Source organism: Streptomyces sp. NPDC051555 (assembly GCF_044454405.1).
GTDB lineage: Bacteria > Actinomycetota > Actinomycetes > Streptomycetales > Streptomycetaceae > Streptomyces.
Map to the genome: position 1 here is coordinate 13934 of NZ_JBITDP010000039.1, position 25896 is coordinate 39829.

At 72.1% G+C, this 25896-nt stretch carries 25 protein-coding genes; 3 read left to right on the forward strand and 22 right to left on the reverse strand.

Going from position 1 to position 25896, the window contains the following annotated elements; all coding sequences use genetic code 11:
• Window positions 1–133: 133 nt before the first annotated feature.
• From ACIBEA_RS40775 to fabD, 21 genes are all read right to left on the reverse strand, one after another.
• Complete coding sequence (locus ACIBEA_RS40775; protein ID WP_399268911.1) at window positions 134–781, reverse strand: NADPH-dependent F420 reductase; 648 nt, start codon at window positions 779–781, stop codon at window positions 134–136.
• Window positions 778–1380, reverse strand: a complete 603-nt coding sequence (locus ACIBEA_RS40780) for a dTDP-4-dehydrorhamnose 3,5-epimerase family protein (RefSeq protein ID WP_399268913.1) — start codon at window positions 1378–1380, stop codon at window positions 778–780. Before ACIBEA_RS40780 ends, ACIBEA_RS40775 begins: the two co-directional genes overlap by 4 nt.
• Window positions 1381–1542: 162 nt before the next feature.
• Entirely contained in the window at window positions 1543–3060 is a 1518-nt protein-coding gene (locus tag ACIBEA_RS40785; RefSeq protein ID WP_399268915.1) for a DHA2 family efflux MFS transporter permease subunit, read from the reverse strand.
• Between the two features lie 189 nt (window positions 3061–3249).
• A complete protein-coding gene (locus ACIBEA_RS40790; protein ID WP_399268917.1) occupies window positions 3250–3720 on the reverse strand; it encodes an ester cyclase in 471 nt (156 codons plus the stop codon).
• 154 nt (window positions 3721–3874) lie between these two features.
• Window positions 3875–4447, reverse strand: coding sequence for a cupin domain-containing protein (locus tag ACIBEA_RS40795; RefSeq protein WP_399268919.1), 573 nt, complete (start codon window positions 4445–4447; stop codon window positions 3875–3877).
• 36 nt (window positions 4448–4483) lie between these two features.
• Window positions 4484–6037: an MFS transporter gene (locus ACIBEA_RS40800; protein ID WP_399268921.1), complete on the reverse strand. Its 1554-nt coding sequence runs from the start codon at window positions 6035–6037 to the stop codon at window positions 4484–4486.
• Between the two features lie 60 nt (window positions 6038–6097).
• Complete coding sequence (locus ACIBEA_RS40805; protein WP_399268923.1) at window positions 6098–7009, reverse strand: TauD/TfdA family dioxygenase; 912 nt, start codon at window positions 7007–7009, stop codon at window positions 6098–6100.
• Window positions 7006–8631, reverse strand: coding sequence for an AMP-binding protein (locus tag ACIBEA_RS40810; protein ID WP_399268925.1), 1626 nt, complete (start codon window positions 8629–8631; stop codon window positions 7006–7008). Before ACIBEA_RS40810 ends, ACIBEA_RS40805 begins: the two co-directional genes overlap by 4 nt.
• On the reverse strand, window positions 8621–9277 hold the full coding sequence (locus tag ACIBEA_RS40815; RefSeq protein ID WP_399268927.1) for a thermostable hemolysin: 657 nt from the start codon (window positions 9275–9277) through the stop codon (window positions 8621–8623). Before ACIBEA_RS40815 ends, ACIBEA_RS40810 begins: the two co-directional genes overlap by 11 nt.
• Before the next feature lie 27 nt (window positions 9278–9304).
• Complete coding sequence (locus ACIBEA_RS40820; protein WP_399268929.1) at window positions 9305–10522, reverse strand: phytoene desaturase family protein; 1218 nt, start codon at window positions 10520–10522, stop codon at window positions 9305–9307.
• A 148-nt stretch (window positions 10523–10670) separates the two neighbouring features.
• Entirely contained in the window at window positions 10671–11663 is a 993-nt protein-coding gene (locus tag ACIBEA_RS40825) for an aldo/keto reductase (protein WP_399268931.1), read from the reverse strand.
• A 121-nt stretch (window positions 11664–11784) separates the two neighbouring features.
• The gene (locus ACIBEA_RS40830) at window positions 11785–12678 is read right to left on the reverse strand and encodes an ester cyclase (RefSeq protein ID WP_399268933.1); all 894 of its coding nucleotides are present in this window, start codon (window positions 12676–12678) and stop codon (window positions 11785–11787) included.
• A gap of 49 nt (window positions 12679–12727) precedes the next feature.
• Window positions 12728–13882, reverse strand: a complete 1155-nt coding sequence (locus ACIBEA_RS40835; protein ID WP_399268935.1) for a 3-oxoacyl-ACP synthase III family protein — start codon at window positions 13880–13882, stop codon at window positions 12728–12730.
• Between the two features lie 2 nt (window positions 13883–13884).
• Complete coding sequence (locus ACIBEA_RS40840) at window positions 13885–16248, reverse strand: beta-ketoacyl synthase N-terminal-like domain-containing protein (protein ID WP_399268937.1); 2364 nt, start codon at window positions 16246–16248, stop codon at window positions 13885–13887.
• Between the two features lie 26 nt (window positions 16249–16274).
• Window positions 16275–17564 (reverse strand): beta-ketoacyl-[acyl-carrier-protein] synthase family protein, encoded by a 1290-nt coding sequence (locus ACIBEA_RS40845; RefSeq protein ID WP_399268939.1) that lies wholly within the window; start codon window positions 17562–17564, stop codon window positions 16275–16277.
• Window positions 17561–17986: a 3-hydroxyacyl-ACP dehydratase FabZ family protein gene (locus ACIBEA_RS40850; RefSeq protein WP_399268941.1), complete on the reverse strand. Its 426-nt coding sequence runs from the start codon at window positions 17984–17986 to the stop codon at window positions 17561–17563. The genes ACIBEA_RS40845 and ACIBEA_RS40850 overlap by 4 nt, the downstream gene beginning before the upstream one ends.
• Complete coding sequence (locus ACIBEA_RS40855) at window positions 17983–19278, reverse strand: beta-ketoacyl-[acyl-carrier-protein] synthase family protein (protein WP_399268943.1); 1296 nt, start codon at window positions 19276–19278, stop codon at window positions 17983–17985. Before ACIBEA_RS40855 ends, ACIBEA_RS40850 begins: the two co-directional genes overlap by 4 nt.
• Window positions 19275–19727 carry a 3-hydroxylacyl-ACP dehydratase gene (locus ACIBEA_RS40860; RefSeq protein ID WP_399268945.1) on the reverse strand — a complete coding sequence of 151 codons (453 nt, stop codon included), beginning with the start codon at window positions 19725–19727 and terminating at the stop codon, window positions 19275–19277. Before ACIBEA_RS40860 ends, ACIBEA_RS40855 begins: the two co-directional genes overlap by 4 nt.
• A gap of 40 nt (window positions 19728–19767) precedes the next feature.
• Window positions 19768–20535 carry an SDR family NAD(P)-dependent oxidoreductase gene (locus ACIBEA_RS40865; protein ID WP_385776257.1) on the reverse strand — a complete coding sequence of 256 codons (768 nt, stop codon included), beginning with the start codon at window positions 20533–20535 and terminating at the stop codon, window positions 19768–19770.
• 154 nt (window positions 20536–20689) lie between these two features.
• A complete protein-coding gene (locus ACIBEA_RS40870; protein WP_399268948.1) occupies window positions 20690–21115 on the reverse strand; it encodes an acyl carrier protein in 426 nt (141 codons plus the stop codon).
• Between the two features lie 64 nt (window positions 21116–21179).
• A complete protein-coding gene (gene fabD / locus ACIBEA_RS40875) occupies window positions 21180–22151 on the reverse strand; it encodes an ACP S-malonyltransferase (protein ID WP_399268950.1) in 972 nt (323 codons plus the stop codon).
• A gap of 170 nt (window positions 22152–22321) precedes the next feature.
• Here fabD and ACIBEA_RS40880 point away from each other — a divergent pair, with 170 nt between their 5' ends.
• Window positions 22322–22906, forward strand: a complete 585-nt coding sequence (locus tag ACIBEA_RS40880; protein ID WP_399268952.1) for a TetR/AcrR family transcriptional regulator — start codon at window positions 22322–22324, stop codon at window positions 22904–22906.
• 63 nt (window positions 22907–22969) lie between these two features.
• Here ACIBEA_RS40880 and ACIBEA_RS40885 read toward each other — a convergent pair whose 3' ends face one another.
• Window positions 22970–24217 carry an FAD-dependent monooxygenase gene (locus tag ACIBEA_RS40885; protein ID WP_399268954.1) on the reverse strand — a complete coding sequence of 416 codons (1248 nt, stop codon included), beginning with the start codon at window positions 24215–24217 and terminating at the stop codon, window positions 22970–22972.
• 149 nt (window positions 24218–24366) lie between these two features.
• Between ACIBEA_RS40885 and ACIBEA_RS40890 the strand changes: the two genes are divergently transcribed.
• Entirely contained in the window at window positions 24367–24915 is a 549-nt protein-coding gene (locus tag ACIBEA_RS40890; RefSeq protein ID WP_399268956.1) for a hypothetical protein, read from the forward strand.
• A 137-nt stretch (window positions 24916–25052) separates the two neighbouring features.
• The gene (locus ACIBEA_RS40895; RefSeq protein ID WP_399268958.1) at window positions 25053–25781 is read left to right on the forward strand and encodes a phosphopantetheine-binding protein; all 729 of its coding nucleotides are present in this window, start codon (window positions 25053–25055) and stop codon (window positions 25779–25781) included.
• Window positions 25782–25896: the final 115 nt, after the last annotated feature.

Here is a 25896-nt window from a genome sequence, read left to right on the forward strand (position 1 = left end):
CGGGGCGCGGGGCGGGGGGGGCGGCGTGGCGGGCGGTGTGGGGGGGGGCGGGATGGGGGGGGGGGCCCACCACTAAACCGCGGATCCGTACCCCCGGGGGGGGGGGGGGGGGGTAACACCCCCCGCCCGCCGCTCAGTGCGCGATGGCCAGGCCGAACGGGACGAAGCCGTGCCGGGTGATGAAGGGGCCCAGCATCAGGACGGTCCATTCGAGGGCGCGCGCGGTGTAGAGGCCGCCGAGGTCGAGGATCCACTCCCGCGGCCAGCCCAGGTCCACCAGCAGCGCCGACAGCTCTTCCTTGGCCCGCGGGTCGTCGCCGGAGAGGAAGGCCGTGGCGGGGACGGGCAGGATCCGCGGGGCGGTCATCACGCGGTGGTCCATGGTGTTGAGGGCCTTGACGACCCGGGTCCGTGGCAGGACCCGCTGGATCTCCTCGGCGAGGCTGCTGTGCGGGTGGAGGGGGGCGACGGGGAAGCCCTCGGGGCTGCGTTCGGCGGCGTTGGACACGTCGACCAGGACCCGCCCGCGCAGGGCGGGTTCGAGGCCGCTGAGCAGGGCGACGGAGACCTCGCCGGGGGTGGTGTTGAAGACGATCCCGGCGTTCTCGGCGGCCTCGGCGTGGCCGGTGAACCGGACGCCCGCCGCGAGCGCGGGGTCGTCGCCGGGGCGGGGGCGGTCGGGCCGGGTGGTGCCGGTCAGCACCCGGTGGCCGGCGGCGGCCAGCCCGGTGGCCAGGCTGGTCCCGACGGCCCCGGAGCCGAGGACGGCGATGTCCGTCACGGACGGTGGCCGGGCCCGTAGGAGGCGACGGCCTGCTCGTACGTGGGCAGCAGCCCCAGCGCCACGGCCTCGGACAGGGTCGGGGCCAGGGCGTCCTTCTCGGACCTGACGAGCTCCGCGGTGGTGTTCCACGGGATGCCCAGGGCCGGGTCCAGGGCCTGGATGTCGACCATGGTGCCCGGTACGTACTCCGTGGAGCAGAGGTAGTTCATGCAGGTGTCGTCGGTGAGCGCGAGGAAGGCGTGCCCGAGGCCGTCGGCGAGGTAGACGCCGATCCCCGAGTCCGCTTCCTGCACGGTGGTGTCGAACATGCCGAAGGTCGGCGAGCCGACGCGCAGGTCGACGACCACGTCGAGGGCGGCGCCGCGCACGCAGGTGACGAGCTTCGCCTGGCCGGGGGGCAGGGTGGTGCCGTGGATGCCGCGCAGGGTGTTGCGGGAGGAGACCGAGAAGTTGACCTGCTTGACGGTGAAGGGCTGGCCGCTCAGTTCCGTGAGTTCGCCGATGCGCCAGGCCTCGAAGAAGCGGCCGCGGTTGTCGGTCAGCTGCGACGGCGTGATCCGGAAGGCGTCCCGGACCTTCATCTCCTCAATTGCCATGCTTCCTCGGTTCGTTGTCGAAGTCGTGAACAGCGGGCCCTCCGATCGTCGGGGCGACCGCTCCGGCCCCGCTCGAACCCGGTTGGAGCGCTCGCGCACGGCCGATGGCCCCCGCGCACGGGACGCGGGGGCCATCGGTACGGAGGGTGCGCTTGCGGTCGGTCAGCGCACCGACGCGGGAGCCGGCTTGTCGGCCGCGGCCTTGGCCGCGGGGGCCTTGGCCGTGGGCGGTGCCACCGTGGCGGACCCCTGCGCCGCCGGGGCGGAGAGCTCGGGCTGGACGCCCTTGCCCTTGCCGGGGGCGATCAGCATGGACAGGGTGGCGAGGGCGACCCCGATGGCGCCGACCCACATGGCCGGGACCAGCCCGTCCACGAAGTTCTGCGGCGAGGCGTAGCCGCCGTTGGCGCTGAAGATGGAGGCCAGCAGCGCGACGCCGAGCGCCGCGCCGACCTCACGGGTGGCGGCGGTGACGCCGGAGGCGATGCCCTGCTCCTCCTCCTTGACGGAGCCCATCGTCAGGTTCATCAGCGGTGCGTAGAAGAGGGCCATGCCGGCGCCGCAGATCATGAGGGAGGGCAGCTGGGCGACGTAGGAGACGTTCGGTTCGAGGATGAAGGCCCAATAGACCATGCCGCCGGTCATCATCGCGAGGCCGAGGGTGACGACGGGCTTGCCGCCGATCTTGTCGGAGACCATGCCGCCGATCGGGGCGACGACCATCGGCATCGCGGTCCAGGCCAGCAGCCGGACGCCGGCCTCCATGGCGCTGTAGCCCTGGATGCTCTGGAGGAACTGGGTCATCAGGAAGATCGCGCCGAACATGCCGACCGACATCAGGGTGCCGGCCAGGTTGATCGCGGTGAACGCCCGGATCTTGAAGAGGCGCATGGGGACCATCGGGTGCTCGGTCTTGTTCTCCCAGACCACGAAGACGGCCATCACGACCACGCCGCCGATGAGGGAGGCGAGGACGACGGGAGAGGTCCAGCCGTCCCCGTGGCCCTTGATCAGGCCGAGGACGATGCCGAAGAGGCCGATGCTGGCGAGGATGGTGCCGACGGCGTCGAGCCGCGAGTTCGCGACCTTGCTCTCGGTGAGCTTGCGCCAGGAGATCGGGGCCAGGGCCAGGCCGATCGGGACGTTGAGCCAGAAGATCCACTGCCAGGACAGGTGCTCGACGATCGCACCGCCGACGAGCGGGCCGGCCGCGATCGACAGGCCGTTGACGGCGCCCCAGATGCCGAGCGCCGTACCGCGCTTCTCGGCGGGGACGGCGGCGGTCAGCAGGGTGACCGACAGCGGCATGATGATGGCCGCGCCGGCGCCCTGGACGGCGCGGAAGGCGATGAGTTCGTTGATGCCGGGCGCGAGCGCCGCGGCGGCCGAGGCGCCCGTGAAGAGCAGCAGGCCGAGGACGAACATCCGGCGACGGCCGAAGCGGTCACCGAGCGCGGCACCGAACATCATCAGGACCGCGAAGGAGAGGGTGTAGGCGTTGACCGTCCATTCGAGATCCGTGAGGCTGCCGCCGAGTTTCTCGCGGATGGTGGGCAGCGCCGTGATGATCACGAGGTTGTCCAGCCCTGCCATGAAGGAGGCGAGGCTCGTGGTGAGGATGGCCCAGAAGACCACCCCCTTTGCTCCACCGGCCGAGGCTGGGGGGTTGACGGTGCTCATCCGAGCATCCTTTCTGGAGGCAATGTCAGTAGGAGATGCTCATAACTCATCCGTGACACAGGCCGTTTCGGCGCTCACGACGCTACGGAACCGGACTACAGCCCTCCTCGATTCGTGGTGGACCCATGGACACGCGAAGCCACCCTCCCCGGAAGGGGAGGGTGGCTCGGGTCGGGCGCGTGCGGGAGATCAGCCCAGCTGGCGCTGGAAGGTCGCCATGTCGAAGTACAGCGTCTCGTCGACCAGGACGTCCCCGTCGAAGTGGAAGAACACCGCGACGGGGGCGTCGATGGACTTGCCGAGGTTGGGTATGCCCCGGTAGTCCGCTTCCTGCTTGCCGCGGGCCTGGGCCTCCAGGATCACGGCGGTGGGGGTGTGGTGGACGTGGTGCAGGTCGTGGTCAAGGTTCGGGAAGGCCGCCTTGAGGTCGGCGAAGTAGCCCTTCTTGATGGCTTCTTCGCCGATCAGCGGGCTCTCCTCGAAGGCCTGGATGCGGTAGATGCCGCCGCGCGGGAAGGTGGCGAGCACGCCGTCGATGTCCCAGGCGATCTCGGCGACGGTGTGCGCGAGGACGACCGCCTCGCGGCGCTTGCGCAGGTCGGCGTCGGGCTGCGGGAGATCCGCACCGGGCAGGGTGAATTCGTGCTGTTCGGTGGCCATGACCGTTCCTCCACGCGTCGACCGGCTTGATGTCGCAGACGCTAGGGCCGCGACCTCGCGTACGGCTCGAACGTCAGGCCGGACGGGCCGGTCGGTCGGGCCCCGCCGAAAGGCCCGGGGAAGTGCCCCCGGTCGACCCCCGGTCGGGCCCCGGTCATGCCCCCGCCGCCACCGGCCGGCTGCGCTGCTGCTGCGGCGGCTTGTAGAACGGCCGGTAGCCGCAGGCCAGGCCGACCGGAGCGAGCAGGGTGCACAGGGCCATGTCCAGGGCGAAGGGTCGGCCGGTGATCACCCGGTACTCGTCCCGGAAGCCGAGCGCGAGCAGCGGCATCTGGAGCTTGGGGCCGGCCGCGGTGAGCCTGCCCTCGTTGGCCAGGCCCCACAGCGTCTCGAAGACGCGCTCGGTCTGGTAGGCGGGGGTGGTGCGCCAGACCATCCGGGCGGTCCCGGGACCCGGGTTCCACATGGAGTGCGGCACGCCCGGCGGGATGTAGAACTCACTGCCCTCGGGGTGCTCGTGCTCGACGCCGTTCAGCTGGATGACGATGCGGCCGCCGGCCACCCGCATGGTCTCGGTCTGCCTGGGGTGGTAGTGGACGGGCGGCTTCAGGACGGTCGGGGCGTACTCGACCTCGACCTCCACGTAGGCGCCGTTCGTCTGGGACGAGGTGGTCAGGAAGGTGAGCTTGTCCTGTCCGAGCTGGAGGGTGTCTCCGGGGCGGGCCATCGGATGCCTCTCTGATCTGGGGTGGTCGGTCGTCGGTCAGACGGTGGTGGTGCTCGGGGCGGTGGCGGAGGAGATGACGGCGGAGGAAGTGACGGCGGGCGAGGAGGTCCGCGTCCGGCGCCGTCCGGGGAGTCCGAAGAAGGCGTTGAGCAGGTTCAGTACGCCGATGCCCACCGCGATCCAGAAGCCCAGGTGCAGTCCGTCCACCCAGGCGATCGCCGGGAGCCGCCCGTCGGCGAGTTCGCCGGTGGTGCGGGTCATGGCACTGGTGGCCACGGTCGCCACGCCGAGCGAGGCTCCGACCTGGAAGGCGGCGACCAGCACTCCGGAGGCGATGCCCTGCTGCTCCTGCGGGATGTCGGACACCCCGTGGACGTTGACCGGAATGCCGCAGCACTGCATGGAGGCGCCCAGGATCAGCAGCGCGGGCAGCACGTCGAGGAGGTAGTTCCCGTCGTGCGGGGCCCGGGTGAGCAGGAGCAGTCCGAGGACGGAGCCGATCGCGCCGAAGAGGTAGACGGGGCGGGGTCCGGACTTGTGCATGATCCGGGTGGCCGGGGCGGTGATCAGGATGGCGATCACGCCGAGCGGCAGGAAGGCGAAGCCCGACTTGAGGGTGGAGTAGCCCAGGGTGCGCTGGAGGTAGTAGCTGCTCAGGAAGAGCACGGAGGCCTGGACCCCGCTGGTCAGGATGCGGCCGAGGCCCGCGGTGACCAGGGAGCGGGTGGCGAAGAGCTGGAGCGGCATCAGCGGGTCGGCGACCTTGCGCTCGACCACGACGAAGCCGACCAGCAGCGCCACCGCGGCGACGGCCGGGGCGATGACGTACGGGATCGAACCCCAGCCCTTGTCCTGGATGTTGACGATGGCGTACACGAGGGAGGCGAGGCCCCCGGTGACGGCGACGGCGCCCAGGATGTCGGGGGTGGACTCGCTCTTGGCCTCGGTGCGGCCGCTCGCCAGGATCAGCACGCCGATCACGGCGACGACCCCGAAGGGGATGTTGATGTAGAAGATCCAGCGCCAGTTCAGGCTGTCGGTGATCAGGCCGCCCGCGATGACGCCGAGGGTGCCGCCGAGGCCGGCCAGCGCGGCCCAGATGGCGAGGGCGGTGGTCCGCTCCTTGCCCTTGGGGAAGGTCGTGGTGACCAGGGACATCGCGGCCGGGGACAGGAAGGCCGCGCCACACCCCTGGAGGGCGCGCGCGGCGATGAGCAGGCCGGTGCCGTCGGCCAGGCCGCAGAGTAAGGAGGCCGCGGTGAACAGGACGGCGCCGAGCAGGAAGGTGCGCCGGCGCCCCCAGCGGTCGGCGGTGCGTCCGCCGAGCAGCATCAGGCCGCCGAAGCACAGGATGTAGGAGGTCAGCACCCATTCGATGCCGGTGGCGGTGGCCTTCAGGTCGGACTGGATCGCGGGCAGGGCGAGGTTCACCACGGTGGTGTCGAGGAGCACCATGAACTGGGCGAGGGCGACGAAGACGAGCAGGCGCCATCGTCGCGGGTCGGGCGGGGTGTCGTTGCCCGGGCCCGCCGCGGACGCGGCGGCCGGTGCCCGGTCCTGGGTACGGGGTGCGTTCTTCTCGGTGTTCATGGCTCCCTCTCGGGTGGGCCCGTCGCTCCCGGCCCCGCGGCCGGGAGCGGCGCAGTCCGGTCAGGCGGCAGTGGCCTCGATGTAGCTCAGGGCGTTGTAGATGGTCCGGTTCGGGTCGGTGATGGCGCGGCGGCCGTGCATGACCCGGGTGTTGTCGATGACGGCGGCGTCGCCGTCCTGCCATTCGAGGTTCTCGGTGATCCGTGCGGTCACCGTCTCGACTTCGGCCAGGAGCCGCTCGGACAGCTCGGTCCCGTCGGCGAAGGTGATCGTCGGCTTCTCGTAGTTGAAGGAGGGGCCGAGGATGCTGTTCGCGAAGGACCGCCGCTCGCCGAAGATCGTGGTCCCGGCGGCGGGAGTGCGGAAAGCGTAGCGGATGCCGCCGTCCGCCTCGGCCTGGATTTCCGTGCCGGGCAACTGGCCGGCCAACGCCAGGAGTTCCGCCACATCGATGTCCTCGGCGGGCTTGGTCCTGCCGAGGAGGTGGTGGGCCATGGCGCGCCACTGCTGCTCGCCGACGTAGCGGCTGTAGACGATGTCCTGGGCGGCGAAGGCCTCCCGGGACCCGTCGCTGAGGGCGTCCCAGACGCGGTAGCCGTCGCAGACGGTGGTCTGGGACCCGGAGGAGGCGGCCTTCTCGCAGAAGAACCAGGCGACGTGGGCGCGGAAGGGACTGTTGCCGTTCTCGGTGTGCAGGCCGACCTCGGCGAATCCGGCGTCGACCTTCTGCGCGACCTCGGAGTAGAAGTCGCGGGCCGGGTCGAGGGTGGTGGAGGTGGAGGTGGACTGCACCAGGGCGGTGAAGGAGTCCATGTCGGAGGGGGTGAATCCGCGCAGGAGCAGGAATCCCGCCTCGGCGAGCAGGTCGCGCAGGATCTTGGGGTCGACGTCCGCGAGGCTGCCGCCCTCGACGGGTTCCACCAGCAGGCCGCTGCCGGTGCCGTAGGGGGTGGTCTTCACTGCGGTGCTCATGCCTTCTCCTCGGTCGTGTCCTTGTCGTGGCGCAGCACGTGGGTCCGGATGACGTCACGGCGCGGGCGCCCGGTGACGGTGAAGCAGGTGGCGTACGCGGGGTCGTCCTCGGCCATGAGGTGGACGACGGCGGCGCGCTCGATGCCGGAGAGGCGTTCCTTGCCGAAGGCGTCGATGCGCTCGCGGGCGGTGTCCTGGTCGAGGCCGGCCTCGATGACGAAGAGGCCGTGCACCTGGTCGAGTCCGTCGGCGACGATGGCGGCCTCGCGGATGAAGCCGAGTTCGCGGTAGCGCGCTTCCACCCATTCGGGGGACACGTTGCGGCCGCTGGAGGTGATCACCATGCTCTTCTTGCGGCCGGTGATGCGCAGGTAGCCGTCCTCGTCGATCTCCGCGAGGTCCCCGGTGTGCAGCCAGCCCCGCGCGTCGACGACCACGCTGGAGGGGTCCTCGCGGGAGTAGCCGGCGAAGAGGGAGGTGCTGCGGATCAACAGCTCGCCGTCCTCGGCGAGTTCGGCCTCGACGTGGTCGAGCGGGCGGCCGACGGTGCCGAAGCGGACCTGGCCGGGGAAGTTCCAGGAGACGACCGAGGAGTTCTCGCTGAGCCCGTACCCCTCGTGGACGGTGACCCCGTAGGTGTCGAGGCGCTGGAGGATCTCCGCGGGTACGGGCGCGCCGCCACAGGCGATGAAGACGGAGCCCTCGTGGCCGAAGATCCGGCGGCGCCGCTCGGGGACGCTCTCGTCGGGCTGCTGGTCGCTGAGCGCGAGGAAGAGTCCCGCGACGGTCGGCGGGACGACGAGCGCGGTGGGCCGGGCCTGGCGCAGCAGGCTGAGCATCCGGGGCGCGGCGTCGGCGGCGGTGCCGACCAGTGCGGTGCCGGGCGGCAGGAAGGAGACCGAACCGGCGGCGAGGAAGGGCATGTAGAGCCCGGCGACCTGTTCGATGAGCAGGCTCAGCGGCACGATCGAGAGGTAGCGCTCGAAGATGGCGGGCTCGGTGCGGGCCCGCAGGGAGGTCAGGAGCGCGTCCAGGCCGTGGCGGCGGATCTGGACGCCCTTGGGGGCGGAGGTGGTGCCGGAGGTGTGGATGACCTTGACGATGGCGTCCTGGGCGGGCACCGGCGGGCGGGGGAGGCCGCCGGCCGGGATCTCGGCGAGCAGCGCCTTGATGTCGAGGGTGGTGACCGGGCAGCTCTCGGGGAGGACCGTGGATCCGTTGTCGGCGGGGCCGCTGTCCGCGGCCCAGCGGGCCAGGGCGCGGGTGCCGCCGTCGTCGACGTAGCAGAGGTCGGCGGTGTCGAGGAGGGAGGCGGCCTGTTCGGCGGCGAAGGCGGTGGGCACCGGTACTTCGACGGCGGAGGCGAAGAGGGCGGCGAGGTCGGCGACGACCCACTCGGGGGAGTTCTCGGCGAGCAGCCCGACACGGGCGGGGCGGCCGTGGGCGGCGGCCCAGCCCTCCAGGTGGCCGGCGAGGACCAGGGCGGCGCCGATGATCTCGCGGTAGCTCCAGGTGGCGCCCGTACCGCCGTCGCCGGACAGGACGCGGACCATGACGGCTTCGCTGTCGGCCTGGTCCAGCAGTCCTGCGGCGAGGGAGACGCTCTGGTGGTCATGCGGCACGGGACAGCACCTTCGCCTGCGGGCGGTTGCTGCTGAGCAGCCGCATGTCGACGGATTCGAAGCAGTAGCGGCCGATGGCGGCGAGCAGCAGGGTGCTCTGGTCGACCGCCTTGGCGTAGCCGACCATGGGCCGGGTGTCGTAGTACGAGCCCCAGGAGGCGAGCTCTTCCGGCTCCAGCCGGTCGGGCGAGGCGTCCGCGAGGGGGTGGAAGATGCACCCGAGGCGCTGCATGAGCTCGGCGAGCCGTCCGGTCATCGTCATCACCGCGTACGGGCGCCCCAGGCAGGCCATGACCAGCGGGATCGCCTTGATGATCTCGCCGCCGGCGGAGGCGCGGACGGAGGCGATGTTGCCGATCTGCAGGACCTGGTGGCGGCCGACCGGGTCGCCGACCTCGGACGCGATGACCTCTTCGATCGGGGCGTCGAGGTAGCGCTCCAGCAGGATCGGCTCGTCTTCGGGGAAGGAGAGGCCCGCGCAGGCGAGGACCTGCTCCTGCCCGTTCTCGTCCTCCTCGAAGAAGGCGAGGAAGCCGTCGGGGTCGGGATCGATGGTCGCCTGGTACTGCCGGGCGAACACGTCGCGGGCCATCTCCCTGGCGACCAGCCAGTCCGGGGTACCGCGCTCGGACAGCGTGATTCTCATGTGTGGTGCGCCCCCTTACAGGGTCGGTTACAGGGTCGAGTGGGCCGAGAGGACGGACCGGCTCACCGCCTGGACGCCGGGCGAGCGGCGCGTGATCGGCTTGGCCCGGACGGCGAGTTCCGCCGCGTGCAGGGCGCTGTTGATGGAGGTCTCGGCGAGGATGCCGGGTGCCGCGACGGCGTCGCCGATGAGGTAGACGCCGTCGCCGCGGTCGACGGCGGGGCGGTCGCGCCAGCTCAGGCCGGGCAGGTCGAGGGCGCCGGTGCGGCCGCGGGAGACTCCCTCGCGGCGCCACTGGATGCGGTCCTGCCAGCCGGGGGTGGTGAGGTCGAAGAGCTTTTCGAGGCGGGCCAGGGCCTCGGCCTTCGACTCGCCGGGACGGATGGGCATCTGGCCCTGGAAGAGGGCCTGTCCCGCCGGCGCGAGCGAGGGGTCGTGGTCGGAGTACTGCGAGGTGAAGCCGCCCTCGTCCATGTCGAAGGAGACGTTGCCGTCCTTCTTGGAGTGGGTGACGGCCATGTCGAGCAGGGCGGCGGTGCCGCTGGGCCAGTCGAGGGTGGGGTCGCCCAGCAGGCCGCGGGAGGCGGCGAGCGAGGTGGCGACGATGACCGGGCCGTCGGTGGGCAGTTCGGTGATCCGGGAGTTGGTCTCGATGACGACGCCGTGGGCCTTGGCCCGGCGTTCCATGCGGTCGATGACCGTGCCCCAGCCGCCGATGAAGTAGCGGCTCGGGAGCGGGAAGCGGGGGGTGCCGACGCGCAGCAGCCGCTCCCAGACGAAGGCGGCGGAGAGCCGGCCGGGGTCTCCGTCGAAGAGGATCGGGCCGAGGAAGCCGAGGGCTTCGTTGACGGTCTGCTGCTCGAAGCGTTCGCTGGCCCAGTCCTGGAAGGAGCGGTCGATGGGGACCTCGATGTCCCGGTGCATCCAGGTCATCTTCATGTAGCCGCCGGGCAGGGTCATGCGGAGCTTGCCCTGGTGGCGAAAGCGCATCCGCGTCCACTCGTGGAAGGACAGGCGGACGTAGTTGCCGGCGAGGCCGCGCTGGAGCAGCCAGTTCCAGCAGGGGCCGTTGTCGAAGAAGGTGTGCGGGCCGTCGTTGGTGACGTAGGGCCCGGTGGCGGAGCGGGAGCGGCCGCCCAGGTGGGCGTGCGCCTCGTGGACGGTGACGCGGGCGCCCTGTTCGGCGGCGGATATCGCCGCGGTCAGACCGGCGAGCCCGCCGCCGATGATCGTGATGTTCGCCATGGTTATCGCACTCACTCACCTTGGGGATGCGCGGACTCGCCGCGGTGTGGCCGCGGACTCCACTCGGGTTCGCCGCGGCCTCGACTCGGATGGGCCACGGCCTCGACTCGGCCTCGCCACGGTCTCGCCGCGGTTCGGCGGGCCGTTCTCAGCCGTCGAGCGTGGCCATGGCGCCCGCGGGATAGCGGTCTCCCGCCAGGCTGCCGTGGGGGGCGATCCGGTCGAGGGCCGCGAGGTCGTCCGCGTCGAGTGCGACGGCGGACGCGGCGATGTTCTCTTCCAGGTAGGTGACCCGCTTGGTGCCGGGGATGGCCACGACGTCCTCACCCTGGGCCAGCACCCAGGCCAGCGCGAGCTGTCCGGTGGTGACGCCCTTGGCGGCGGCGAGGGCCGCCAGTTGCTCGACGACGTGCAGGTTGGCGTCGAGGTTCTCCTTCTGGAAGCGCGGCGCGACCCGGCGGAAGTCGTGCTCGGCCAGGCCGTCGAGGGTGCGGATGGCTCCGGTGAGCAGGCCGCGGCCGAGCGGGCTGTAGCCGACGAAGCCGATGCCGAGTTCGCGGACGGTGTCGAGGACCCCGTTGGCCTCGACGTCGCGGGTGGCGAGCGAGTACTCGGTCTGTACGGCGCTCAGGGGGTGGACGGCGTGGGCGCGGCGGATGGTGGCGGCGGAGGCCTCGGAGATGCCGAGGTAGCCGACCTTTCCGGCGGCGACCAGGTCGGCGAGGGCGCCGAAGCTCTCCTCGACGGGTACGCCGGGGTCGACGCGGTGCAGGTAGTAGAGGTCGAGGCGGTCGGTGCCGAGCCGGCGCAGGCTGCCTTCGACGGTGGAACGGATGTATTCGGGCCGGCCGTTGAGCTTGCCGGTGATCTGCCCGTCGGGGCTGACCTCGTTGCCGACCTTGGAGGAGACGACGACCTCGTCCCGGCGCCCGGCGATGACCCGGGCGACGAACTCCTCGTTGGAGTGCGGTCCGTAGAAGTCCGCGGTGTCGAGGAGGTTGACGCCGAGTTCGAGGGCCCGGTGCGCCGTGCGCAGGGCTTCCTGGTCGTCGGCGGGGCCGTAGGCGAAGGTCATGCCCATGCATCCGAGCCCCTGCTCGGAGACCGCCAGCCCCTGGCTGCCGAGCTTTCGTTGCCGCATCGTCCACGCCTTCCCGGGTAGTTTTCGTCCCTAGAAACTCTAGCAGTGATAACTCAAAGAGCTAGCAATGAAAGAGTCAATACCTAAGCTAGACAGCAGACCTGACGAAGTGCCAGGTCCTTCAGTCGTTCGCCACCAGTTCGGAGCCGACCGACGACCAGCCGTGCCCCTGCTCGGCGACCCCGCCCTCGGCCAGCGCCGCGTACGGATCGGCCCCGAAGACCTCGCCCGCCGCGCCGCGCAGCCACACGTCGAAGGCGTTGCCCGACTCCCGCAGCCGCTTCGCGGCCCCGGCCGGATCGCGCGCCTCCAGCTGGAGCACCACCACGGACCGGCCGCCCAGTTCCTGCACGGCGAAGGACTCCTGCAGGATGCCCGCCCGCCGGCGCGAGGCCTCGTACTCGCGCCGGCGCTCGCCGGACAGCTGCGCCTGGACCTCCTGCCAGTGCTCCGCCCGCCCCGCGGGCAGCTCCAGCACCACGGTCGCCGGCTTCACCGTCCGCCGGGCCGCCGCCTTGGCCGCGCCGCGCGCGGCCGGGGCGAGGCGCCGCATGCCGAGCACCTCCAGCATGTTGGACTCCACGCCGATGCCCCAGCGCTCGGCGATCAGCCCGTTCTCCAGCAGCCGCCACACCACCACGCCCGTGAACTCGATGTACTGGCCCGTGGCGGGCATGCCCAGGAACTCGCCCAGGTGCGTGCCGCGCCAGGTGTTGTGGATGACCACGTGGTCCCCGGCGGCGCTCATGTCCTCGATGGTGACGTGCAGGTCGGGGAAGCCCTCGCGCAGACCCGCGATGGTGTAGGTGACCCCCTCCAGCCCCTCCGGAGCGCCCGGCAGCGGCTGGTGGTCGATCATGTCGGGGCTGTAGATCCGGTCGACGATGGAGAAGTCGCCCCGGTTGACGAAGGTGTCGAAGACCGAGCGGATGGTCTTCTTGTTGCGCTCCTCGACGCTCTCTCCGACGCTCACTGCGGTAGCCACCTCGGCGCGCTCCGTCTCTTGTATCGACACGATCCATCCGTCCTTACGTCGTCACTCTTACGTCGTCACTCTTACGTCGTCACTTGGCGGGGGTCGGGGCGTCCCAGGTCAGGGTGAGCCCCGCGTACAGGTAGCGGCTGGCCTCGATCGCGAGCAGCAGGACGGTGTCCCCGGGCGTGATCCGGCCGTCCACCCAACCCGCGTCCAGCGCGAGCGGCACCGCGGCGGAACCGGTGGCGCCGACATCGGTGAGGTTCTCCACGATGTTCTTGCCGAGCGTCGCCTGGTCCTCGGCGGAGAGGCCGGCGGTGCCGTACTCGCTGGCGAAGTACTCGGCGTTGCCCTCGGGCAGCACGCAGTGGTCGATGTCGGCGAGCGCGAGTCCGGAGCGGCGCAGCATGTCGTGGATGCCCTCGACGAAGACCCGAGGCCCGAACTTCGCGGTGCCGGGGATGTCCAGGCTGATGTCCATCAGCCGCTTGCGCCGCTGCTGTTCGTGCAGCGGCGCGTCGGTCCCGCCGCCGGTGATCAGCATGCCGGGCTTGCGCGCCCCGCCCATGGACCGCGTGGCGAAGACCTGGCGGCTGCCCGCGTGGGCGGATCCCTCCTCACCGGCCTTCAGCACCAGCGCGCCGGCGCCGTCGCCGAAGGTGTAGACGGTGAGCCGGTCGCGCATGCGGACCTTGTACGGGTCCTTGTCGAGGAAGATCGGCGCGAGCAGCGGGGAGACCGCCTCCGAGCCGATGACCAGCGCGGTCCCGTAGGTGCCGTCGGCGAGCAGGCGGCGGGCGATGTCCAGGGCCTGTACGGCGCCCACGCAGCCCGCGCGGACCTCGATGACCGCGCAGTTCTCCAGGCCGAGCTGCTCCTGGACGTAGGTCGCGGCGACCGGCAGCAGGTAGTCGGGGCTGGCCGTGGACATCACGATGAGATCGACCTCGGCGGCCTCCACGCCGGCCCGCTCCAGGGCCTGGCGGGCGGCCGCGGTGGCCATCGCGGAGGTGGAGGTGCGGTGGGCGCCGGTGGCCGGGTCGATCAGCCAGTGGCGGCGCTCGACCTGGATGCCCTCCAGGACGTCGTCCGGCAGTGGCCCGCAGACCTTGGCCAGGGCGTCGTTGTCGAGGGGGTCACCGGGCAGGTGGGCGCCGGTGGCGAGGATCGACACGTGGCGGGTCGGACCGGCCGACGTGGGACCGGCCGACGTGGGACCGGCTGACGTGGTGCTGGCTGACATGGTCAGTTCTCCGTTGCGGGACGCAGGACGAGGCTGATGTGGGTGCCGCCGAGGGAGGAGCTGTTGATGAGCACCGGCCCGCTGTCCAGGCCGTTGTCCCAGCCGGTGACGGCGAGCAGCGCGGCCAGTTGCGCACCCGCGCCGACCGGCTCGCCCAGGATCCGCTTGGGGCTGTGCACGGGCGGCCCGTCGGCCGCGGCGACGCGGCCGGTGGCCAGGGCCTCGGGGGCGTCGGCCCGCTCCAGGCCGGCCGCGTTGGCCCAGATCCCGGCCAGCTCCGCCGGCTCCACGCCGGCGTGGGCCAGCGCCTCGCGCATGGCCCGTTCCACGCCCTCGCCCCCGTCGTCCCAGCGGCCGATGCCCTGGGCGTCGGAGGCGGTGCCGTGTCCGGCGAACTCGGCCAGCACCTTCGCGCCCCGGGCCCGGGCCGTGGACTCCCGCTCCAGTACCAGCGCGATGCCCGCCTCGGCCAGGGTGTACCCGGATCCGGCGAAGAGCGGCAGCTTGCGGTAGGCGTCCAGGACGCCCGGCGAGAGGTCCTCGACCGCGGGGCACAGCACCGCGTCGGCGCGGTGCTGGAGCAGCAGGTCGTGGGCCACGGTCAGGGCGGAGGCCCCGGCCGCGTGCCCGGTGGTCACGGTGGAGGTGGGGCCCTTGGCGCCGACGTTCATGGCGACCTGGCCCGCGGCCGCGTTGAAGACCGTATTGGGGAAGACGGCCGGGCTGCCGTGCGAGGGGCAGCCGCCCAGCACCGGGAGCAGGAACTCCTCGATGCTGCGCATCGGGCCGAGGCCCGTGCCCAGGACCACGCCGACGCGCTCGTCGGCGGTCAGACCCGCGTGCTCCAGGGCGCCCTTGCAGGAGGCCACGGCGAGCTGACCGAGCCGGTCCATCCGGCGGGCGACACGGGGTTCGATGTGCGCGTGCGGGTCGAAGGCGGCGCGGGCGACGCTCAGTCCGTCCTCGTCGACGCCGAGCGGGCGGCCCTCGCTCCAGGCCCGCCACAGCGCCTCGGCGCCGTCACCGGCCGAGGTGATCGCCGCGAAGCCGGTGATCACGATCTTCTCGACGGGGGGCGGGGCCGGGACGGTGAAGCGGTGCCCGGAGGGCCAACCGAAGGCGACGCAGGCGTTGGCCCCGGCGAAGGCGAAGTTGTTGGACAGCGCGGCGCTCATGGCCAGCGAGCGCCCGGGGTCGGGCACCGCGTCCAGGCCGCACTTGGGGTCGACGCCGGTGAAGTTGGCGGTGGGCGGGGCGATCTGTTCGACCAGCGCCTTGACGGTGACGATCGCCTCGACCGCCCCCGCGGCGCCGAGGAGGTGGCCGATCATCGACTTGGAGCTGCTGAGCGCCGTCTTCTCGGCGGCCTCTCCGAAGGCGGCGCGGACCGCGTTGGACTCGGCGGAGTCGTTCTTGGGGGTGCCGGTGCCGTGCCCGTTGACGTAGGCGACGTCCTCGGGGGCGATGCCCGCGGAGGTCAGCGCGCCGCGGATCGCGCGCGCGGCGCCCTCGCCCTTGGGGTGCGGGGCGGTGGCGTGGTAGCCGTCGGCGGAGAGCCCGTAGCCGAGCACCTCGGCCAGGATCGGGGCGCCCGCGGCGCGCGCCACGGACTCCTCGGCGAGGACGAGCATGCCCGCGCCCTCGCCGAGCGAGAGGCCGTCGCGGTCCCTGGAGTAGGGCGCGGCGGGCTTGGTGGACAGGGACTGCAGGCTGGTGAAGCCGGCGAAGGCGGTCTCGGTGAAGGCGTCGGAGCCGCCGACCAGCATGGCGTCCGCGCGACCCGCGCTGATCGCGTCGGTGGCGTGGGCGATGGCGTGCGCGCCGGAGGCGCAGGCCGTGTTCACCGACAGGGAGGGGCCCTTGAGGCCGAAGGCGCTGCTCAGCGCCTCGGCTATGGCCTGCGGCGGGACCAGCAGGAAGTGCCTGCCGTCGTCCGCGGGGGCGGTGCCCTCGTCCGCTCTGCGGGCGAGCAGTTCGGCGCTGCGCAGGCCGCCGTTGCAGGAGCCGAAGGCGACGCCCCAGCGGTCGGCGGGCAGCGAGCCCAGGCCCGCCTGCTCCATCGCCTCCTCCGCCGCGAGCAGCGCGAAGTCGGCGGCGGGTTCGCGGACCTGCCCGCCGAAGGCGGCCAGGTAGTCGTAGGCGGGGCGGCGGTCGGTGGAGACCTCGCCGCCGATCTCGGTGTCGTAGCCCACCATGGACATGCCGCGGACGGGGCCGATGGCCGTGTGTCCGGTGCGGATGCCCTCCCACAGCGCCTCGGCGCCGTCGCCCTGTGCGGTCACGGCGCCGACGCCGCAGATCACCACGGTGCGGGTGCGGCCCGGGCCGTCCGGCGGGGTGGTGTGGTCGTACACGTCGTCGGTCATGTCCGCGCTCCTTTCGGGTGTGCCGGTCATGAGACCCGCCTCAGCGCCACCGCCACCGCCTGGCCCTCCAGGCCGCGGGCGAGGGCGAGTGCGCTGTCGGGCCGGGTGTCGCGCGGGGTGAGCGGGACGAAGTCCAGGTCACACTCGGCGGCGGGGTTGTCCAGGTTCAAGGTCGCGGGGATGATCCCGGAGTCCAGGGTCAGCGCGGCCACGGCCGCGTTCAGCGCCCCGGCGCCGCCGACCAGGTGCCCGGTCTGCGGTTTGACGCTGCTGATCTGGGCCGCCTTGGCGGACGTACCGAGCGCGTCGTGCAGGGCGATGGTCTCGCTGGCGTCGCCCTGGACGGTGGCGCAGCCGTGCGCGGCGATGTAGCTGCCGTCGGGGAAGATGCCGCCCGCGTCGGTCAGGGCGCGGCCGATGGCCCGGGACAGGCCGCGCGCCCGGGCCTGCGGGCTGGGCGGTCGTACGCAGTCGTTGCCCGCGCCGAAGCCGGTGACCTCGGCGTAGCAGTGGGCGCCCCGGGCGAGCGCGTGTTCGCGCTCCTCCAGGACGAGCAGGGCGGCGCCCTCGCCGAAGACGGAGCCGGAGCGGTCGCGGTCGAAGGGGCGGAAGGCCGCGTCGCCCAGTTCGGGGCGGGTGGTCAGGACGCCGAGGCCGTCCATCTTGGACATCGCCCACCAGCCGGTGGCGTCGTCGTAGCCGCCCGCGACCACGATGTCGGCCTCGCCGCGGCGCACGGTGCGCATCGCGCGGCCCACCGCCATGGCGCCGGAGTCGGCGGTTCCGGCGAAGTAGGCGTTGGCGCCGCGGATCCCGTACTTCTCGGAGATGTGGAAGCCGGCGGCGGGCTGGAGGCCCTCGACGAAGAAGAGCGGGGCGACGACCGAGGAGGCTTCCTGGCCGAGCTTGTGGAGGTCGGGGGTGCCGTCCTCGGCGCGGATGGCCTGGAGCTGGGCGATGAGTTCGTCCATGCGCGGCATTTCCTTGTTGCTGCCCAGGAAGAGGCCGGCCCGGTGCCCGAGGTCCTTCTCGCCGTCGAGTCCCGCGTCGCGCAGCGCCAAGGTGGCGCCGGCCAGGGCGAGTTGGTCGCCGCGGCAGAGCATCCGCAGGGTGCGGCGGCTGGCCCAGTCGGTGGGCTGGAAGTCGGGGATCTCGGCGCCGATGCCGGTCTTCAGCGGGGCCGGGTCGTAGGCGCGCAGCGGGCCGATCGCGCTGCGGCCCGCCAACAGGGCCTCCCAGGTCTGTGCGGCGCCCTGTCCGATCCCGGTCATCAGGCCGATGCCGGTCACCATGACGCGCCGCCTGTTGTCGCTCATGCTGTGCCCTCCCAGGGCTTCTCGGCGCGCGCGAAGGTGAGGACGCGAGCGGCGGCGACCACACGGCCCTCGACCTCGGCGGTGGCCCTGACATCGGTGCTGTCTTCGGTGCTGTCCTCGGTGCGGCCGATCACCTCGACGGTGATCCGGACCTGGTCGCCGGGTCCGACGAAGTGCTTGAAGCGCACCCCGCGCACGCCCGCGAGGCGCCAGTCGGCGGCGTCGCCGGCCACCGCCTTGGCGAGGGTGGCCATGGACTCCAGGAGCAGGACGCCCGGCAGGATGGGGTGGCGCGGGAAGTGGTGGTCGAAGGCCGCCAGGGTGGCCGGCACGTTGCGGATGCCCACGCCCCGTTCGCCCGGCACGAGTTCCTCCAGCCGGTCGAAGCCCGGGACGACGGCGGTGGCGAGCGAGGTGGTCACGCGTCCTCCCGCGGGGCGCCGATGACGATGGCGGTGTTGCTGCCGCCGAAGGCGAAGGCGTTGATCAGGGCCGCGTCGACCTTCATCGGGCGCGCGGTGTGCGGTACGTAGTCCAGGTCGAGGCCGCGGTCGGCCTCGTCGAGGTTCACGGTGGGCGAGACCAGGGAGTGCCGCATCGCGTTGATCGCGGCGAGGACGCCCAGGCCCAGGCTGGCCGAGGTCAGGTGGCCCGACATCGACTTGGGGGCGCTGACCACGATCTTGTGCGCGTCGGCGCCGAACACCTTCTTGATGGCGACCGTCTCGGACTGGTCGTTGCCGTGGGTGCTGGTGCCGTGCGCGACGACGTAGTCGATGCCGCCGGTGCCCAGCCCCGATTCGGCGAGGGCGCCCTCCATGGCCTGGATGGCGCCGGAACCGTCCGGCGGGGAGTCGGTGATCCGCCAGGCGTTGAGGCTGGAGCCGTAGCCGAGGACCTCGGCGAGGACGGTGGCGCCGCGCTCGCGGGCGCTGTCCATGTCCTCCAGGATCACGGCGACGGCGCCCTCGCCGATGACGAAGCCGGAGCGGTCCGCGGCGAAGGGCCGCGAGGCGTGCGTCGGGTCGTCGTTGTAGCGGTCGGTGAGCGCGCCCAGCAGGCTGAAGCCGAGCACGTCCAGCCAGGTGGTCAGCGAGTCGTAGCCGCCGGCCACCATCATCTTGGCGTCGCCCTCCTGGATGGCGCGGTACGCCTCCCCGATGGCGTGCCCGGATCCGGCGCAGGCGGTGGAGATGCCCATCATCGGGCCGGTGCCGCCGACCATCCGGGCCATGGCGGCCAGCGGGACGTTCTGGTCGTCGGTCAGGGTGACCGCCGGGGGCTGGCAGATGAAGGCGTCCGACTGCCCGCTGGTGGCGCGCAGGTGACCGATGTCGAGGAGGGCCTGGAGTTCGGGGCGGCCGACGCTGGCGCCCATGGCGACCCCGCGCTCGTCGGCGGCGTACACCTCCTCGGAGACCTGGTCGATGCCCGCGTCGCGGACCGCCTCCCAGGCGGCGGCGACGCCGAACTGGCCGACCCGCGAGAGGTGCTTGCGGCCCACGTGCGCCGGAATCGCCTTGGCGGCGTCGAAGTCCTTGACCTCGGCCGCGATGCGCACGGGGAATCCGGTGGCGTCGAAGGTGGTCAGCGCGCCGACGCCGCTGCGCCCGGTGGCCAGTCCCTCCCAGGTGGTCCCGGCGTCGTTGCCGAGGGGGGTGACCGCCCCGATTCCCGTGATGGCCACGCGCTTGATGTCGCTCGTACCGCTCATCCCACCGGACCTCCGCCCTGTAGCTGCCGCGCCATGCGCGCCGTGTTCGCCGGGTCGTCGAGCCGCTCGGCGTCGATGAGCGCGCACAGGATGCCGCTCGCGTCCAGGACGGTCTCGCCGTCCACGGTGACCGTGCCGTCGAGGATCGCGGCCTCGTCGGTCATCGATTCGATCCTGGCCTCCATGCGGAGCACCTCACCGGGCCGTACGGCGCGGCTCGCGGTGGCGTCGCCGACGGCGAGGAGGGCTGCGCGCAGCCGGTGGTCGGTGCTGAGCATGATCAGCCAGGTGGCCGACTGGCACAGGGCTTCCAGGGCGAGCCCGAAGGGCATCGCGGGGCCGCCGCCGGTGTGCTGCCAGTAGTCCTCGTCGACGGAGGTGACCTTGCGAGCGGTGATGTGCTCGCGGGGAGTCCAGGATTCGATCCTGTCGATCAGATGGAATCGCATCGTCGTCTCTTCTTCCGGTCCTTTCGATCCTCGCGGTCCGTTACGGACGGCCGATGCCGAGCTGGGCGGAGAACCCGCCGTCGACGCAGAGCAGTTCGCCGGTGGTGTAGCCGGAGTCGGGGCCCGCCAGGAACACGGCGGCCGCGGCGACCTCCTCGACGGTGGCGAAGCGGCGCAGCGGGATCTGCTTCTTGATGGACCTGCCGCCGTCCTTCTCCATCACCTCGCCCACCAGTTCGGTCGGGGTGAAGCCCGCCAGGACCGCGTTGACGCGGACGCCGAAGCGCGCGAACTCGATCGCCGCGGCGCGGGTGAAGGAGTTCAGCGCGCCCTTGGAGGCGGAGTAGTTGGACTGGCCGATCCAGCCGGTCTCGCCCATGGCGGAGGAGATGTTGACGATGGTGGCGTTGCCCGCCGTCATGAACTGCTCGCTGACGGCGTGGGTGCAGTGGTAGGCACCGCCGAAGTTGACCTTCATGACGTTCCACCAGGCGTCGGGCTTGGACTGGTAGATCAGCCCGTCGTCGCTGATCCCGGCGTTGTTGACCAGGATGTCCAGGGCGCCCAGCTGAGCGATGGCCTCCGCGACCAGCCGGGCCGCGTCCTCGGGGTCGGCGACGTCGGCGCCGATCGCCACGGCCCGGCCGCCCGCCGCCTCGATCTCCTCGACCACCGCGAGGGCGTCCTCCCGGCGCGAACGGTAGTTCACTGCGACGGCCGCCCCCTGTTCGGCCAGGGCCAGGGCGATGGCCCGGCCGATGCCGCGCGAGGCACCGGTGACCAGGGCGGTGCGGTCCTTCAGCTTCATCTGTCTCTTCCCGTTTCTGCTGCGAGGCGGGCGCCTGGTGGGCTGGGGGGAGGGAGCGGCAGGGGGCTCCGGGGCAGCGTCGTCCCGGAGCCCCCTGCCGGGGACCGTCGTCCGGTCGCGCGGGTCGCTCGGACCCGCCGGCCCGGTCGTCGTCTCAGGCGGCCGCGGCCGCCGCGCGGGCGCGCTCGGTCAGCAGGTCGGTCAGGTTCTGGACGGTGAACAGGCCCAGCACGCCCTCGGCCGTCAGCGGCTCGCTGAGCTGGCTGCGGTCGAACTGCGGCAGGACCTTCTCCAGGTGGGTGAGGCCGGTGTCGTTGACGACCTCGTTCTCGTCGCCGAACTCCTCGTCCGGGATGCCGCCCTGGAGCAGGTTGGCGATGTCGGCCACGGTGATCTTCACCTTGGTGGCGCGCTCCACGCGGAAGAGGATGTCGAGCAGGTCGATCGATTCGGCGCCCAGCTGTCCGAGCAGGGTCGCCTCGGGCACGGCCTCGGCCTCGTCGATGCCGAGCGCGTCGGCGATGGCGGCCTGGACCGCGGAGAGGTAGTCGGTCGAAGTGGTGGCAAGGGTTTCGGGCACCGTGGGCTGCCTTTCAGAGGGTGGGCAAGAACAGGACGGGAAGGCGTGCGGGTGGGGCCGGAGGTCAGGCAGCGGCCGCCGTGGTGGCGGGCTCCGGCCTCAGGTCGCGCAGCAGGGTGGTGATGCGGCGCGCGTCGTTGGTGCTGCGGACGGGGGCGTCGGGCGCGACGCGGCCGGCGAAGCCGCTGAGCACCCGGCCGGGACCGGCCTCCAGGTAGCCGCCGACGCCGAGCGCGGCGGCCGCCTCCAGTACGCCGACCCAGCGCACGGGTCCGGCCAGCTGACGGCGCAGCAGGTCACGGGCGTGCGCACCGTCGCGGACGACGGCGCTGGTCACCGAGCTGATGACGGGCACCCGGGGTGCGCGGAAGGCGACCCGCTCCAGCGCGGCGGCGAACTCGTCCTCGATGGCGCTCATCAGGGAGCAGTGGAAGGGTGCGGAGACCTTGAGCTGCACGGCGCGCTCCGCGCCGGCCTCCAGGGCGAGCCGGGCAGCCTCGGCGACCGCCTCGCGCTGCCCGGAGATCACCGTCTGACCCGCCTCGTTGTAGTTGGCGACCTCGACCACCCCGAGCGGGGCGGCCGCCGCGCAGACCTCTTCGATCCGGGCCGGGTCCAGGCCCATCAGCGCGGTCATCGCGCCCGAGACCTTCCGCGAGACCCCGGCCATCAGCTGGCCGCGGATCCGCACCAGCCGCAGCGCGTCGTCCGCGTCCAGCACCCCGGCGGCGATCAGGGCGGTGTACTCGCCCAGGCTGTGCCCGGCCACCGCGCCCGGTACGAAGCCGGTCTCGGCGCGCAGCACCTCGTACACAGCGAGGCTGGTGGCGACGATGGCGGGCTGGGCGATCTCGGTCGGCGCCAGGGCCTCTTCGGAGGCCGTGGTGCACAGCTCGGTCAGCGCGAGTCCCGTCGCCTCCTCTGCCCGGGCCAGGACGCGTCCGGCCGTGCGGGGGTGTTCGCGAAGGAGATGTCCCGCCATGCCCGCGCGCTGCGAGCCCTGTCCGGGAAACATCGTGAATAGGTTGTCGATCATCCCCGTTCCTACCTCACTGACTTGTGGCCGATAGGTCATCGAGCCGTCGGCGACCGGTTTTCGACTCTGCGAATCTGGCACTCCGATCTGGCGCATTCCTCGAATTGACCTCGATCGGCGCCGAAGGCCCGCCATTGACGGGGAATGCGGACCGCCACAAACTGGCCGACATGGTGAGGATGAGCGCACAGGAACGGCGTACGACCGTCGTCCGGGCGGCGATGCGCGAATTCGCGCGGGGCGGCTACGACGGCACCTCGACCGCGAGCATCGCCCGGCGCGCGGGGGTGTCCCAGCCCTACCTGTTCCGGCTGTTCCCCGGCAAGCGGGCGATCTTCCTGGCGGCGACGAGCCGCTGCCTCGGCGACCTCGCGGCGCTGTTCGCCGAGGCGGCGCGCGGGCTGACGGGCGAGGAGGCGCTGCGCGCGATGTCGAACGCCTACACCCGGGTCATCGTCAAGGAGCCGGACCGGCTGCGGCTCCAGATGCAGGTGTACGTCGCGGTCGCGGCCGCGGAGGCCGCGGGCGACCCGGCCTTCGGCGAGGCGGTGCGCGCGCAGTGGATGGAGGTGTGGGAGACGGTCGAGGCGCAGTTGGGCGGCGACCCGGGGGCGACGACCGCGTTCATGGCCCACGGGATGCTGGTCAACGTGCTGGTGTGCACGGGCTTCCCCGCGGGCCACCCGCTGTGGTCCCGACTGCCGGTGGAGGGGCCGCCCTTGGCGGGCTTGACGGCCCGCGCGCTGCCCGGGTGACGCGGCGCGGGGCCGCCCACCCGGGCCGGTGCCGTGCGGTGACGGACGTACGGACGTACGGGCCTACTCGGCGCCGGGTGCGGAGGTGGCCGCCGGGGTCCGGTCCGGGGCGGCGGGGGCGCGGTGGCGCCCGGTCTGTCCGGCCCAGCGGGATCCGTAGGCGACCTGGCCCTGTTCGGCCGCGGCGAAGGCCTTCGTGTTCCAGTTCTTGCGCATGAACGCCTCCCGCACCTTGATCAGCAGCGGGTTCTTCACGGAGCCCATCTGACCGATCCGCCAGGCGATGTTCTGCAGCGGCGCGGTGCGCTGCTGGCGCTCGCTCTCGTAGCGGCGCAGCGCCGAGACCGGGTCGCTGCCGGCTCCGGCGAGGTGCTCGGTGAGCACGAGGGCGTCCTCCAGGGCCTGGCAGGCACCCTGTCCGATGTTGAAGGTGATGGGGTGCGCGGCGTCCCCGAGGAGGGTGACCCGGCCCTGGCCCCACTGGCGTTCGGGCTTGCGGCCCTCGACGTCGCCGCGCAGGATCCACTCCTCGGGAGTGGCCTTGAGGATGTCGGCGACCGGTCCGCCCCAGCCCGCGTGGCGGCGCAGCAGCATGTCCCGCACGCCGGGCAGGTCGCGCCCGCCGGGCGCGCCGTTGGCCACGCTCATCCAGTGGACCAGCCCGGGGGCGACGTCGTAGTAGGTGAAGCGGGTGCCCGGCCCGAACATGGCGTTGAAGGTGCCCGGGGGGATGTCGGCGTGCTCCATCTGGGCCCGGCCGCGCCAGGCGATGTAGCCGCTGTAGCGGTTCTGGGCGGGGCCGAACATGGCGTCCCGGACGGCCCCGTGGATGCCGTCGGCGCCGATCAGCAGGTCGCCGCGCTCGGTGGTGCCGTCGGCGAAGCGGACGGTGACCCCCTCGCGGTCCTGGTCGAAGCCGACCACGTGGGCGCCGGTGCGCACCACGTCGCCCGTCAGCGCGTCGCGCAGGATGCCGTGCAGCACGGACCGCTCGACGGCGATGGTCGGCGCGCCGTAGCGGGCGACGAAGTCGCCCACCGGCCAGGCGCCGAGGACCTCTCCGCGCCAGGTGCTGAAGTGGGCGGTCTCCTGGGCGGGGGCGATCTCCAGGACCTCCTCGGCGACGCCGAGGTAGTCCAGCGCGAGGACGCCGTTGGTCCAGATGTGCAGACCGGCCCCGCCGTCGCGCAGTTCCTCGGCCCGCTCCAGGACGAGGGGTTCGAATCCGCGCTGCTGGAGGGCGAGGGCCGCGGCGAGGCCGCCGATCCCTCCGCCGGCGATGAGTATGCGACGGGCATGTCCTATGGCCATCTTGTGTGCTCTCCTCGTGGCTGCCCGGGCCGGTCCGGGACCGGTCGTGAACTCCCTGGCCGACTAGTGGAGTTGTCAACGCTAGCATTCCAAGCATCGAACTTGATAGTCTCAGCAGAACATCTAGCGTCGCTACAAAGGTGGTTGTGATGGAAGTTCTCCTGCAAACGCTGGCCGTGATCGCCACCATGGCCAACGCGGTGGTCTACGGCACCGACGTCTTCGGCGCACTCGTCCAGCGCCCGGCCCTCGCCCACGTCGACGACGCGACCCTCACCAGCGTCATGGGCCAGACCCACCGCTTCGGCGACGCCCGGATGGTCGTCCCCGGCGTCACCGGCCTGGTCTCCACCGTGCTCACCGCCGGACTGGCCGGCTACGAGGGCAAGCCCGTACCGTCCATCGCCGCGGGCGTCTCGGCACTGGCCCTGGTGATCTGGCTGACGATCTACAACAAGGTCAGCGTGCCGGTGAACAAGGCGCTGACCAGCGCCGCCCTGGAGTGCAAGGTCGCCCCCGACGCCCGCGACCGCTCCTACTGGAGGGCGATGTTGCCGAGGACGTCCGCGTCCGAGTTCTCTTCCATGCCCTCGGTGACCTCGCCGGCGGCGCCCGGCGCCACTTCCGACTCGGAGCCCGTCACATTCTTCTTCTTGCTCGCCACGATGCTGTCTCCTTCAGACGCGGAACACGCATGAATACCTCATCGAGATTCACCGGATGCCCTCTCCACGTCAAGGTCCTTTCGGCCCACCCCAGTGCAATTCCAGGGCCCCTCCAGGAAATTGCGGAAAAGTACCGTGGGACCGGGATCCGACACGGGGAGACGCCCATCATGACCACTGCCCCGCACACTCCCGCCGCCGACGTGCTCGCCGAACTCACCGCGGTACTGGCGGGGATGACCGGCGTCGAGGTGCACGCCGTCGACGCCGAGCGGCCGTTCACCTTCCTGGGGATCGACTCCCTGCTGGGCGCGCAATTCCTGAGCGCACTGGGCGCCCGCTACGGCATCGGACTCCCCTCCGACGCGCTGTACGAGTACCGGACCCCGGCCGCGCTGGCCCGGCACATCGCCGGGCGCCTGCACGCGCCCTCCGCCCCGGCGCCGTCCGCGCCCATGACCTCCTGGTCCCCGCTGCGGCCCGTACGCCGCCCGGCCGCGGTCGCCGTGGCCGCCGACCCCGTCGGCCTGACCGAGGTACTGCGCGGCCAGCTCGCGCAGATCCTGCGCTGCGCGCCTTCGGACATCGACGCCGGGACGCCGTTCACGATGCTGGGCCTGGACTCCATCCTGGCGGCGGAGTTCATCGCGGGCATCAACCAGACCTGGGACCTGACGGAACAGACCGCCCTGCTCTACGAGCACCCCGACCTCGCGGCGATGGCGGCGTACGTCACCGCCCGCGTGACCGGCACCCCGACACCGTCCCCGTCGTCCCCTTCCACCCCGGCGCCGCCCACCGCCCAGGGCCCGGGCCTCGACCTCGAAGCACTCCTGGACGCGGTACGGGACGACGTACTCAGCATCGACGAGGCCGCCGCCCTACTCGCCGCCCGCTAGGGGTACCTGCCGACCCCAGCCAGTTCCAGCCCCGCCGGCGTTTGAGGCGCCCCCGGAGGGCCAACGCACCCGCAGGGACCCACCCCACCAGCCCCCCGGGGGGGTACCACCCGGC